The sequence below is a fragment of the Culturomica sp. genome (assembly GCF_003524185.1).
GTDB lineage: Bacteria > Bacteroidota > Bacteroidia > Bacteroidales > Marinifilaceae > Culturomica > Culturomica massiliensis.
The window spans coordinates 39,243-51,997 of sequence record NZ_DOED01000037.1 but is presented as its reverse complement, the minus strand read 5'-3'; the positions used below and the strand labels follow the sequence as shown (position 1 = coordinate 51,997).

10 protein-coding genes are annotated in these 12,755 nt (G+C 44.4%); all 10 read right to left on the bottom strand.

What is annotated here, in order from left to right; genetic code table 11:
• Window positions 1–250: 250 nt before the first annotated feature.
• On the bottom strand, window positions 251–1,387 hold the full coding sequence (gene ftsZ, locus DD657_RS12725) for a cell division protein FtsZ (RefSeq protein ID WP_021986551.1): 1,137 nt from the start codon (window positions 1,385–1,387) through the stop codon (window positions 251–253).
• A gap of 64 nt (window positions 1,388–1,451) precedes the next feature.
• Entirely contained in the window at window positions 1,452–2,744 is a 1,293-nt protein-coding gene (gene ftsZ, locus DD657_RS12720; protein ID WP_021986550.1) for a cell division protein FtsZ, read from the bottom strand.
• An 82-nt stretch (window positions 2,745–2,826) separates the two neighbouring features.
• Window positions 2,827–3,981: a cell division FtsA domain-containing protein gene (locus tag DD657_RS12715; RefSeq protein ID WP_068688292.1), complete on the bottom strand. Its 1,155-nt coding sequence runs from the start codon at window positions 3,979–3,981 to the stop codon at window positions 2,827–2,829.
• A 21-nt stretch (window positions 3,982–4,002) separates the two neighbouring features.
• A complete protein-coding gene (locus DD657_RS12710; RefSeq protein ID WP_021986548.1) occupies window positions 4,003–4,728 on the bottom strand; it encodes a cell division protein FtsQ/DivIB in 726 nt (241 codons plus the stop codon).
• A 31-nt stretch (window positions 4,729–4,759) separates the two neighbouring features.
• Window positions 4,760–6,124: a UDP-N-acetylmuramate--L-alanine ligase gene (murC, locus tag DD657_RS12705; RefSeq protein WP_287050132.1), complete on the bottom strand. Its 1,365-nt coding sequence runs from the start codon at window positions 6,122–6,124 to the stop codon at window positions 4,760–4,762.
• Window positions 6,125–6,155: 31 nt separating this feature from the next.
• The gene (gene murG / locus DD657_RS12700) at window positions 6,156–7,259 is read right to left on the bottom strand and encodes an undecaprenyldiphospho-muramoylpentapeptide beta-N-acetylglucosaminyltransferase (protein ID WP_021986546.1); all 1,104 of its coding nucleotides are present in this window, start codon (window positions 7,257–7,259) and stop codon (window positions 6,156–6,158) included.
• A 35-nt stretch (window positions 7,260–7,294) separates the two neighbouring features.
• Window positions 7,295–8,515, bottom strand: a complete 1,221-nt coding sequence (locus DD657_RS12695; protein ID WP_021986545.1) for an FtsW/RodA/SpoVE family cell cycle protein — start codon at window positions 8,513–8,515, stop codon at window positions 7,295–7,297.
• 10 nt (window positions 8,516–8,525) lie between these two features.
• Window positions 8,526–9,872, bottom strand: coding sequence for a UDP-N-acetylmuramoyl-L-alanine--D-glutamate ligase (murD, locus tag DD657_RS12690; RefSeq protein WP_287050131.1), 1,347 nt, complete (start codon window positions 9,870–9,872; stop codon window positions 8,526–8,528).
• A 118-nt stretch (window positions 9,873–9,990) separates the two neighbouring features.
• Window positions 9,991–11,241 (bottom strand): phospho-N-acetylmuramoyl-pentapeptide-transferase, encoded by a 1,251-nt coding sequence (mraY, locus tag DD657_RS12685; RefSeq protein ID WP_021986543.1) that lies wholly within the window; start codon window positions 11,239–11,241, stop codon window positions 9,991–9,993.
• Window positions 11,242–11,302: 61 nt separating this feature from the next.
• Window positions 11,303–12,754, bottom strand: coding sequence for a UDP-N-acetylmuramoyl-L-alanyl-D-glutamate--2,6-diaminopimelate ligase (locus DD657_RS12680; RefSeq protein WP_287050130.1), 1,452 nt, complete (start codon window positions 12,752–12,754; stop codon window positions 11,303–11,305).
• Window position 12,755 lies beyond the last annotated feature (1 nt).

Here is a 12,755-nt window from a genome sequence, read left to right as displayed (position 1 = left end):
ATAAAGTTTATCAGGTTTATAAAGTTCATAAATAAAAACCATAATACTCCTATCCTGCCCCGTCCCTGTATACGACCGACAACTTAAAAATCATCCGTCGTCATTCTGTACGAAAACTAAAACTAAAATCCGGACATTACGTCAAAAGAGATTTTATCCAGGAAAATCACTTTAGAACATGGAATGAACAACCAATTGAAACAGGATTATTTAATCAAAATCCTATCTTACAAACTTCTAAACAATAAACTCAAATAATTCTTACATTTCTCCGACGCTTAAACGCCGGTTCTTCTATTAATTCTTTAATTTCTTCCGGTGTCAAATTCGGTTTCAACACCACTTCGTCATCCCGAAGGATCAAATCGTTTTCTGCCTTTCTATCGCCCGGTTGTTGATCGAGAATCTCAATATCGTCTTTCGGGAAACCGGTTGCAATAATCGTCACCGAAACGGCACTTCCCAGACTCTCGTCCGTACCTACCCCCCAAATTACTGCTGCCGAGTCTCCGACACGATGAATGATGATCGAGGTAATTTCGGTCATTTCGTTCATCGTCACCTCATCCGTACCGGATGTTATATTCAACAGAATATCTTTTGCTCCACGGATATCGTTGTTATTGAGCAACGGACTATCCAATGCCTCGGTTATCGCTCTCCTTGCCCGATCCTCTCCGGAAGCCTGTGCCGCCCCCATTATGGCAACCCCACTATTGGTCATTACGGTTTTTACATCGGCAAAATCCACATTGATATACCCGGGCAATGTAATCACCTCTGCTATTCCTTTCGCTGCTATATTCAATACATCATTGGCTTTGGCAAAAGCCGCCGATATTGTCTGCGACCCATAAATCCGCTTTATCTTTTCATTATCGATAACAATCAGACAATCGACATTGTCCTTCAAAGAACGCAACCCTTCGCGGGCTTGGTTCAAACGCTTAGGCCCTTCAAAACGTGCCGGAATAGAAACAATTCCGACCGTCAATATCCCCATATCTTTAGCCAGCTTCGCAATTACCGGAGCGGCTCCGGTACCTGTTCCTCCCCCCATTGCCGCCGTAATAAAAGCCATTTTCGTATTCTTACGCAACATTTCTTTTATCTCTTCCAGACTCTCTTCAGCCGACTTCGCACCGATCGCCGGATTATTGCCGGCCCCATGCCCATCCGTCAACTCTCTCCCCAACTGAATCTTCACCGGGACAGGACTGTTTTCCAATATCTGAGCATCCGTGTTACAAAGTACAAAATCCACATCACATATACCCTTGGAATACATATATTCCACAGCATTTCCTCCCCCTCCACCTACTCCGATTACTTTTATAATCGTAGGAGACACTTCATCCAGATTAAAATTTACCAATCCGTCTATCATAACAATCCATAATTTATAGTCAAAGACTGAATATCTAAAGTCTGAAAAATAAAAGCCTTCTTCCTTACCTCATCTCCGTATCCCGGCTGGAATCCTCATTAAACATACCTCCCAGCTTACGTTTAAACCAACTGTCCGTATCCGGTAACTCATTTATACTTTTGCGCTTTCTGGGACGCGGACTTTCTTCCTGATGCGTTTCTTTTACTCTCTTAGCCTTCTGCTCTTCCTGTTTTAGCCTTTTCTGCCTTGCCTGTTCTTCCAATTCCGTGGAATTTACAGTCACCATCTCCAACTCTTCCGGCATTTCCTCTACCTTAAAACTGACTTCCGTCCCTTTCTCCCGCTCCCGCGCCAACGGAGATTGAATATGAATGGCACTGCTCCGGTTAAACCCGACAGCTATAACAGCAACACGTAATTTATCCCCCAGCGTCTCGTCCTTCCCGGCTCCCCAAATCACATTTACATCCCCTCCGACTTTTTCCTGCAAACTTTCCGTTATCAACGTAATCTCATCCATCGTAACCTCTTTATCCCCATACAGCATATTTAATAAAATATTAGAAGCCCCCCGTATATCGTGGCTATTCAGTAAAGGAGAAATCAAGGCATCTTCCAAGGCTGTCATTGCCCGGTTTTCCCCCTCGGCTTCAGAGGCACCCATCAAAGCAACCCCGCTATTCCGCATCACGCCGTCCACATCGGCAAAATCCACATTTACATACCCTTTGAATGTGATGATCTCTGCAATACTTTTGGCGGCAATCGTAAGCACATTGTCTGCCATAGCAAAAGCCTCCGACAATTTCAGGTCTCCGTATATATCTTTCAGCTTATCATTCTGAATAATCAGCAAAGCATCCACATATTGTTCCAATTCATCGATACCGTCCATCGCCTGTTCCATTTTTCTCCTTCCCTCAAAACTAAAAGGCAGAGTCACAATTCCGATGGTCAGAATTCCCAGTTCCCTGGCTTGCCTGGCAATTTCCGGAGCCGCTCCGGTACCGGTTCCCCCTCCCATTCCGGCCGTAATAAATACCATCTTCGTTTTATGAGAAAGTAAATTCCGGATAAAATCGATACTCTCTACAGCAGATTGCCTTCCCCTTTCCGGAACACAACCGGCACCCCGTCCCTCCGTCAGCTCTTTCCCCAACTGAATACGATTTTTTACAGGACTCAAGCGTAAAGCCTGTATATCGGTATTACAAACGACAAATTCAACCCCATGAATTCCCTGCCTGCACATATGGTTTACCGCATTGCTACCCCCCCCGCCGACACCGATCACTTTAATTATCGATTCTCGCTGTACGGGCAACTTCAACGCCAATAATTCGTCATTTTCCATAATCTATATTTTTACATTGCCAGACTATATCACGTCATTTCAAATTGTAAATCATCCGGATAAAACGATACACTTTTAACTATCAACGGAATATACTATTCAGCCAACTTCCCCAACCTCCTTTTTCTTCCAATGGCTCACTATGTTCACACAACAAAAGCCCCAACGCCACCAAACAGGACGGAGCTTCCAGTATATCCTCATTGGTTGTCTTAATTCCCGCCGCCTTCGCCCGTATCACTTTTTGCCCCGACAATCTGCCGAGCAAAAGTTCAGTCTCCGCCAAACGACTTCCTCCTCCTGTCAATACAATCTCTTTTTTCGGATCATTGAAACGCCATTGTTGAATCTGATAAACAGCACCTTCCAGCAACTCTTCCATACGACACTGGATTACTTTAGCCAAATCACGTTTCTCAATGCGTTTTTTTACATCCGGGATATCGATTTTCTCATTCTTACATACTGCACGTATAGCCACCCCGTATTGATGTTTCATCTTTTTGGCTAGCTGAATATCTTCCAGAGAAAAAGCCCGTACAATATCGTGATCGATGGTTTGGGCCCCCAGCGGCAAACTAATCTCATATCTCAATCCACCGTCCCTGAACAGTACAACTTCCGTATGGGTAGCCCCCATATCGATCAAGGCAAACGGTTCACTTCTATCGTAAACATCCAAAGCTTCCATATAAGCCCTTACCGGCGGGAAAAACTCAACATTCTCTACCCCGCACGCCTCCATCAACTCACGAATCTCTGTCAAATAGGCAGCATCCGAAAGATACACCCGAAAACGGACATCCAGACTTTTGGCCGTCATTCCGACCGGGTCCGTTACATAGTTTCCACGATCAACGGCATACGTGACAGGTATAATATCCACCAATTCATCCCCTTTCGACAATACCAACTCCGTACATCTGTTTTCAGCCTGAGCAATATCGCTTTCCCTCACTTTTTTCCGGATCGGTACATTTACCTTATGCTCACTGATCCGCAACGCCTTTCCGGATAACGCCACATTCAGGCAATCTATCGGCTTGTCTTTCGCCAACTCCCGGATCAGATATTGAATATAAGACTTTACTTTCGATTTATCTGTAATTATACCGTCCTGAACTCCCTGCAAAGCGATCATCTTGATGCCAGCCAAACGGCATTCGCCATTCTCCTCGGCAGCCACTGCCATTACCATTTTCTCAGAACCGATATCCAATGATGCAATCAAACCCATACTGTCTGAATTTTTATACTATTACTTTCTGACACAAACAACCTGATTGTCGAACTTCAGATTGATTTCCTTATATACATTCCACCCTTTACGTACAATCCCATCTTTCAGAAAAAGACGAAGTTTCTCCATCTTCTCCTCCGCATTCCCCACCTCCCCGAGAATAATCCGGAAATTTCCGACCTTAGGAATCAAGATTATTTCTTCACCCCGGTCGACAACGATCTGTTCGATCAATGCATCCCAGAAATCATCCTCCCTCAACATCATGACAAAAGGATACAACTTCTCACAAGCAAATTTTTTTGATATTTCTCCGGTAGCAACTACTACCCGAGAAGTATACTTACGAGATAACGGCATATACTTTCCGTCCTCATCAACATAAAACCCTTCTCCTGTCAATACTCTAAGAACAGGCTTACGTTGTGTGATATCTACATGGAAATAACCGTCTAAACTGTAGTAAACCTGAGCCGATTTTATAATCGAATTTTTGACAAGCAATCGTTCAACACTGTCTTTATCTATACGGGTAACAGGCATATCCAATACATTTCCATACCCTCGTCTCACCATATTGACAACATCCATATCATCTATGAATGTATTAAGTACAGCATCTTTTACCGAAACGTGGATTCCTTTACATTTTACGTCATCCATTTTCGACGTCGCAAAGGTAAGCACAATTATCAGGTATACAAACAATCCAAGGAATAATATGTAAACTCCTATTTTCTGCATTCAAAAATCCTTTTGGATCAGCTATTCATTGTTATTTATTAAACATATCTGTAAATACAGGCACAAAACGATCGATATCCCCTGCCCCAACCGTCATAAATATGCCTTCACCTACGTTTTGTTCCACAAATTTAGGAAATTCTCCCTTAGCCACGATGTGTGCCGGTACGTTAAGTTTATCTAAAATCACAGCCGAAGTTACGCCCGGAATAGGCATCTCCCTGGCCGGATAAATATCCAGCAGGATAACCTCGTCGGCAATGTCCAGACTTTTAGCAAAACCAGCCTGTAAATCATTTGTGCGGGAATACAGATGCGGCTGAAAAGCCACAGTCAGTCTTTTCTCCGGCCACATTTCCCGCACAGCTCTCAATACGGCTTCTATTTCCTGCGGGTGATGAGCATAGTCATCGATATACATAACCTTCCCCTCGGAATGAATATTGAAGCGTCTCATCACGCCTTTAAAACGGGGCAAAGCCTCCCGGATTTCTTCCGGTCTCACCCCCGCTTCCAACGCTATGGTAATCGCTAAAGTCGCATTCTCCACATTCATCCGGCCGGGTACGCCCAACCGTAAATCTTTTATCTCTGCCTTTTGCCCGTGATAGTCGAAAACATATTGTACTCCCTCTACCCTTAAATTATCGGAATAATTATCCGTTACCTCTTCCACCGCATAATAACCCGAAACCTTTGACTTCTCCAGTGAAAGTCCCTTTTTAATAAAAACTTTTCCTTCCGGAACCGTACGGGCAGCAAAGGCTTCAAAGGCGTCGATCAGATTGGCTTTGTTTCCGTATATATCCAGGTGATCCTCATCCATCGCTGTAATGGCTGCAACATAGGGGGTCAATTGCAAAAAAGAACGGTCGAACTCATCCGCTTCTACGACAATATATTCCGATTTTTCATCAGTCAACAGATTGGTACTGAAATTTCTGGAAATCCCTCCTAAAAATGCATTACACCCAACATGAGAAGCATCCAATAAAAAAGCCAACAACGTCGTCGTTGTCGTTTTCCCATGTGTACCTCCCACACAAAGCGCTTTCCCGGTACGAGACAACAATCCCAGCACCTCAGAACGTTTGTGCAAAACAAAACCCGCTTCTTTAAACCAGCACAACTGACGGGAATCTGCCGGAACCGCCGGTGTATATACGACTAAAGTATCGGCTTTATCACGGTATTCCGAAGCTATCTCTTCTTCCTCATCCCTGTAATTCACTGCAATGCCTTCCAGACTCAACCGTTCGGTCAAAGCCGAAGGTGTACGGTCATACCCCCCTACCCGGTATCCTTTTTGCCGGAAATAACGAGCCAAAGCACTCATTCCGATCCCGCCGATTCCTACAAAATAAATATTCTTTATATTCCTGAATACAATCTCCATATCCTCCTTTATTTAAGTCCGCCGACTTAATTTATTTATTTCCGATCAGATTTAATATCTCCCGGGCAATCTTTGTATCCGAATCCGGCATAGCCAAACCCGCAATATTCTCCGACAACAGTTTCAATTGCTCCGGATGGTCCAGCAATTCCGACAAAGCCGGTATCAACTTATCGGCAGCTTCGCTATCTTTCAGCATAACCGCAGCCTGCTTATTCACCAACGCCAATGCATTTTTCGTCTGATGATCTTCTGCTACATTCGGAGAAGGAATCAGTATTGTAGCTTTTGCCAATAAACACAATTCGGAAATCGTTCCCGCTCCGGCCCTAGCCACCACAACGTCAGCACAAGCATAGGCCAAATCCATCCGTTTCAGAAAAGCAGTCAGCTTTACATTCTCCGGCAAAAAATCTGCCAATTCCGCTTTCAATTTTTCATAATAATAGCTACCACACTGCCACAACACCTGTACATCCTTCCAGCCAGCAATAACTTCCAGGTTTTTTCGCACAGCCTGATTCATCATACCGGCACCCAGACTCCCCCCGGTCACCAACACCGTTCTTTTTTGAGGCACCAATCCATAGTATTCAATTCCTTCTTCTCTCAACTTTCCGGCTTCCAACAAATCTTTCCGGACCGGATTACCGGTAAACACAATCTTTTCCGGACTAAAAAAACGTTCCATACCCTCATAAGCCACACATATCTTCACGGCCTTTTTCGCCAACAAACGATTGGTTACTCCGGCATACGAATTTTGCTCCTGCAACACCAATGGAATTCCGGCCTTAACCGCCGTTCTTCCAATCGGACCGCTGGCATATCCTCCGACCCCTACCACAACATCAGGACGGAAACGCCTGATGATTTTTTTCGCTTTACGTAAACTTTTCCACAAATTAACCAACACCTTTACATTCCGGAGTGTCAATTTCCGCTGTAATCCCCGCACAGGCAATCCCTCTATCGGAAATCCGGCTTCCGGAACTTTCTCCATTTCCATTTTTCCTTCTGCTCCTACAAACAAAATCTCCACCTCCTTATCTAAACGTTTCAAAGCGTTCGCTATCGACAATGCCGGGAAAATATGTCCTCCGGTTCCCCCTCCGCTTACAATAACTCGTTTCATATACAATATGTTTAAAAATCGTTTATCGACAACTCCTATTCTTCAACCTCTTCCTCAATCCTATTCTCTTCTTGCGTCATGTCCTCATCCTCCTCTATTCCTTCTTCCTCTGCCGGTTCTTCTATCATTTCTCCATGTTCCGGAAAGGTATGGCTGACACTCAAAATCATACCAAAAGCCGCACTGGTAAATAAAAGGGAAGTTCCTCCCATACTAACCAACGGCAAAGGCTGCCCCGTTACCGGAAATAAACCGACACAAACCCCCATATTGACAAAAGCCTGCAAAACAATCATCAAACCCAGACCGGTAACCAGCAATGCCGGGAATGTCCGGGTACATCGCCTCACAATAACCCCGATACGGTATAAAATAATCAGGAACAGCAGTAAAATAACGCCACCGCCAACCAAGCCGTATTCTTCAATAATAATCGCAAAAATAAAATCAGAATAAGGATGCGGTAAAAAATTCCGCTGAACACTATTCCCGGGGCCGACTCCCAGCATTCCTCCTCTGGCTACCGCAATTTTAGACTGCTGGGCCTGAAATGACTCCTCACCTCCGGAAAAAAAGGCAGTAACCCTCGATTTGATCGTCGGGAAACGCCACACTTCCCCCAACTTAGGAGTAAAAGCAAGCGCAACGACCAGAGACACCATGACAAACAATCCACCCAATATAACAGCCATTCGCTTCAATCTGATACGTCCGACAAACAACATAATCAAACATACCAACCCCAACAATAACGAGGTCGAGAAATTGTCCATAAAAATCAGAAATATCAAAGGCCCGACAAAAATCAGGATATTTTTTAAAGCCTCATCTCTGCATTCGTCATCATCCTGATAAAAAGAAAGTACCCGCGCCGTATATATAATAGCTGCCAATTTTGCCAGCTCCGAAGGCTGAAAGGTCAACCCGATAAAAGGTATTCTGATCCAACGATCCGTATCGTTAACTGTCATTGAGGAAAATTTCGCGACAATCAGCAACACAAAAGCCCCCAACACAAATACTTTGGCAAACAGCAAAAAATATTTATACGGCACAGATTGCAACCAGTAAATCAACAACAGGCAAACCGAAATAATCCCGACCTGCTTCGCCAGAAAAAAGACCGGATTCCCTTTCGCCAAACGTCCGGTGGATGAATACACCACCATTATCGAAGCAATCATCAAACCGATAATCACATACCAAAGGATCTTGTCCCCTTTAATCCATTCTTTATTCCGCAGATCAAGCTTCATTTCCGGTAATTTATTTTGCCAGTTGTCTTACCTTTTCCTTAAACAGATCTCCCCGGTCTTCATAGTTCCTGAATAAATCGAAACTGGCACAACAGGGGGATAAAAGCACCGTATCTCCGGATACGGCATAGTCACGGGCAGCCGCCAATGTCTCTTCCAGGCTATGAGTATCGACTACCGGACAAATGGCGGAAAAATTATCAATCAATTTCCGGTTGTCCGCTCCCATACAAATCAAAACCTTAACTTTCGCTTTCACGAGATCAAACAGTACGCTGTAATCATTCCCTTTATCCGTACCTCCGGCTATCCATACAACCGGCGTCGTCATACTATCCAGGGCATACCAGGCCGAATCTACATTCGTTGCCTTCGAATCATTGATATATGTCACTCCGTCGATTACGGCAACAGTCTCCAAGCGGTGTTCTACCTGCGGAAAACTCCGCAAGCCTTCCGCAATCGCTTCAAAACCAATTCCCATCTGCATACATGCCAGAATTGCGGCCATAGCATTATAAACGTTATGCCTTCCCTTTATACTGATTTCATTTTTATTTATACGGAATTCACGGGCATTTAATCGTACCACAACCATATCTCCTTCCATTCCGGCATAATTCTCTCCTTCTCCGGGTCTGTTTTCCGTGTAAGTAAAAGCAGCCACCTGAGGTTGTAAACACGCCTCTTCTACCCTCTTCCTCACCACTTGGCAATCCCAACCGTAAATAAACAAACCCTTATCATTCATATTTTGTAAAATACGGAATTTCGAATCAACATAATTCCCGAACTTATGATCGTAGCGATCCAGATGATCGGGAGTTATATTTGTAATCACCGCAATGTCAGCCTGAAAACGGAACATGCCGTCCAGTTGGAAACTCGAAAGCTCTACAACATACACAGGATGCGCTTCAACAGCCACCTGCGCAGCCAGACTGGCTCCGACATTACCGGCCAGCCCGACGTCCAAACCCGCTTGCTTCAATATATGATGCGTCAGTAACGTTGTTGTTGTCTTGCCGTTACTCCCGGTTATACAAATCATCCGGGCCTCCGTATGCCGGCCGGCAAACTCTATTTCAGAAATAACCTCTGTCCCCCGATTCCTCAATTCAGCAACTAAGGGGACCGTATCCGGAATACCGGGACTCTTCACAACCAGATCGGCTCCATAGATCCGTTCCGCCGTATGTTGTCCCTCCTCAAACGGAATACCGGCTTTATTCAGCTCCTCTTTATATGTTTTCTCAATAACACCTTTATCCGACAAAAACACGTCATACCCAAGCTTTTGTCCGAGCAAAGCCGCACCCGTACCGCTTTCTTTTCCACCTAAAATAACCAGTTTCATAACTTCAGCATTTTACCTTCGTCTGTCAACGACAAACCGTAATATCCTCAATAACCCGTTCCTTTTTCAATCTAAAATTTAAAATCTAAAATCTACAATTTTAAATTTAAAGCTTATCTTACCGCATTTTCAGCGTTACAATCGTTACAACGGCCAGAATAATCCCGACAATCCAAAACCGGGTAACGATCTTAGGTTCCGGAATACCTTTTTTCTGGAAGTGATGATGCAAAGGCGACATCAAAAAGATACGCTTTCCTTCCCCATATCTCTTTTTGGTATATTTAAAATAAGAAACCTGCATCACGACAGACAAATTCTCCATCAGGAAAATTCCGCATAAAATCGGTATCAGCAACTCCTTATGCAACATAATGGCAAAAACGGCGATAATACCACCCAACGACAAACTACCGGTATCTCCCATAAACACCTGAGCCGGATACGAATTGTACCACAAGAAACCGATGGTCGCGCCGATAAATGCCGCCCCATATACCACCAATTCGCCCGAATGCGGAATATACATGATATTCAGATAATCAGCATACACCATATTACCGGAGACATACGCCAGAATTCCGAGTGTCGCCCCGGCAATAGCGGACGTACCCGTCGCCAACCCATCCAAACCGTCTGTCAGATTCGCACCATTCGACACGGCTGTTACAATCAGAATCGTTATCAGGATAAATACAATCCAGCCTAAGGTGTCTGCATTCTCTCCGGCAAAAGAAGTAAACCAGGCATAATCGAATTCATTATCTTTAAAAAAAGGAATAGTCGTCTTTGTCGATTTAATATCCCGGGTCAGCACCTTTGCCCCATTCTCTTCTCCGAATCCTTCATCGACAGTACTCGTAATTACCCCGATATCGGAAATCGTCGCCCTTTCCCGGATAACGACATCTTCACTTACATAAAGACTGATCCCCACAATCAGTCCCAATCCGACCTGACCGATAACTTTAAAACGTCCCTTTAACCCTTCCTTATGCTTACGGAATACTTTGATATAATCGTCCGCAAAACCAATCGCACCCAACCATATCGTCGAAATAATCATCAACTGTACATAAATATTATCCAGACGGGCAAATAATAAAACTGGCACCAATATCGACAACAGAATAATGATTCCTCCCATTGTCGGAGTTCCTTTCTTCTGCATTTGTCCTTCCAATCCCAAATCCCGGATTTCCTCACCGATTTGCTGCCGTTGCAAAATACGGATGACTTTCTTTCCTATAATCGTCGCTATCGCTAATGATAATATGATAGCACAGGCCGAACGAAACGTAATGTAATGGAACATTCCCGCTCCCGGGAAATCCAAACTATCCAGATACTTGAAAAGATAATACAACATAAAACTGAAAATTGAATAATTGGGAACGAACACCAAATCAAAGCCCCTTCCCCATTTAATATTACATATTAAAAATCTCTTTTACCACTTCCTTATCGTCAAAATGGTGCTTCACTCCTTTTATTTCCTGATAATTCTCATGTCCTTTTCCCGCAATCAGTACAATATCACCCTTCGCTGCCATCATCAGGGCCGTCCGGATTGCCTCTTTCCGGTCAGTAATCGACAACACGTTCTTTCTGTATTCATCCTTTACCCCGGCCTGCATATCGGCAATGATCGCACCAGGCTCCTCACTCCGGGGATTGTCAGAAGTAAGTATGATCCGGTCACTGTACCGGCAGGCCGCATCCGCCATTTCCGGTCTTTTGGTCTTATCCCGGTCACCGCCGGCACCGACAACCGTAATTACCTTATTGTTCTTTCCCTTCAACCCCTGTATCGTCGTCAATACATTTTCCAATGCATCGGGCGTATGAGCATAGTCGACAACAGCAACAATTCCTTCCGGAGACATCAACGTTTCAAAACGTCCCGACACCGGAACCAGCAAACTCATACAGCGCAATACCTCCTCTTTTTCCAACCCCATCAGACAAGCCGAAGCATATACCGCCAACAAATTATAGGCATTGAAATCTCCTGTAAACTTCGTCCATACCTCACAACCGTCCAGCGCCAAAAGAGTCCCGTCCAGATGTTTCTCCACAGGCTTACAATTAAAATCCGCCAATGTCCGGCAAGAATACGTATATTTCCGGGCCACCGTATTCTGCAACATGACCATACCGTTCTTATCGTCCAGATTCGTCAGTGCAAAAGCCTCTTTTTTCAAACCGTCAAAAAACGCCTTTTTCGCTTCGATATAAGCCCTGAATGTCTTATGATAATCCAAATGATCATGCGTAATATTTGAAAATACCGCCCCATCGAAATCCAAACCGGCAATACGTTTCTGATGAACCGCATGAGAACTGACTTCCATAAAACAATATTCACAGCCGGCATCAACCATCCGCCGCATAAAACTATTGATCTCCAATGCATCCGGAGTCGTATGAGTGGACGGACATCTTTCTTCGTCGATATAATTACAAACCGTCGATAACAAACCAGCCTTTTTCCCCATCAATCGTACCAATTCATACAGTAAAGTCGCCGTCGTCGTTTTCCCGTTCGTACCCGTTACCCCCACCAGTATCATTTGTCGCGAAGGCTCTCCGTAATAACAGGAAGCAATTGTTCCCAAAGCTGCCGAAGAATCCCCGACAACAATATAACATACCCGGGCGTCCAATTCTTCCGGCAACTCTTCACAAACGACAGCCACAGCTCCGGCTTCTATTGCCTTCCCGATATAAGCATGTCCATCTGCACTCACTCCCCTCTGGGCCACAAACAAATCTCCATGACCTACTTTTCTGGAATCGAAATGTACCGATCCGACAGCCATCTCCGTCGTTCCCCGAACTTCTTTACAATCGACTCCTGCAATTAAATCTTTTAACTTCATG

What these genes read in the sequence shown, in the direction of transcription:
- ftsZ (WP_021986551.1), bottom strand. Translation starts at nt 1,387, where the DNA reads ATGATAGACGGATTGGTAAATTTTAATCTGGATGAAGTGTCTCCTACG.
- ftsZ (WP_021986550.1), bottom strand. Translation starts at nt 2,744, where the DNA reads ATGGAAAATGACGAATTATTGGCGTTGAAGTTGCCCGTACAGCGAGAA.
- DD657_RS12715 (WP_068688292.1), bottom strand. Translation starts at nt 3,981, where the DNA reads ATGGGTTTGATTGCATCATTGGATATCGGTTCTGAGAAAATGGTAATG.
- DD657_RS12710 (WP_021986548.1), bottom strand. Translation starts at nt 4,728, where the DNA reads ATGCAGAAAATAGGAGTTTACATATTATTCCTTGGATTGTTTGTATAC.
- murC (WP_287050132.1), bottom strand. Translation starts at nt 6,124, where the DNA reads ATGGAGATTGTATTCAGGAATATAAAGAATATTTATTTTGTAGGAATC.
- murG (WP_021986546.1), bottom strand. Translation starts at nt 7,259, where the DNA reads ATGAAACGAGTTATTGTAAGCGGAGGGGGAACCGGAGGACATATTTTC.
- DD657_RS12695 (WP_021986545.1), bottom strand. Translation starts at nt 8,515, where the DNA reads ATGAAGCTTGATCTGCGGAATAAAGAATGGATTAAAGGGGACAAGATC.
- murD (WP_287050131.1), bottom strand. Translation starts at nt 9,872, where the DNA reads ATGAAACTGGTTATTTTAGGTGGAAAAGAAAGCGGTACGGGTGCGGCT.
- mraY (WP_021986543.1), bottom strand. Translation starts at nt 11,241, where the DNA reads ATGTTGTATTATCTTTTCAAGTATCTGGATAGTTTGGATTTCCCGGGA.
- DD657_RS12680 (WP_287050130.1), bottom strand. Translation starts at nt 12,754, where the DNA reads ATGAAGTTAAAAGATTTAATTGCAGGAGTCGATTGTAAAGAAGTTCGG.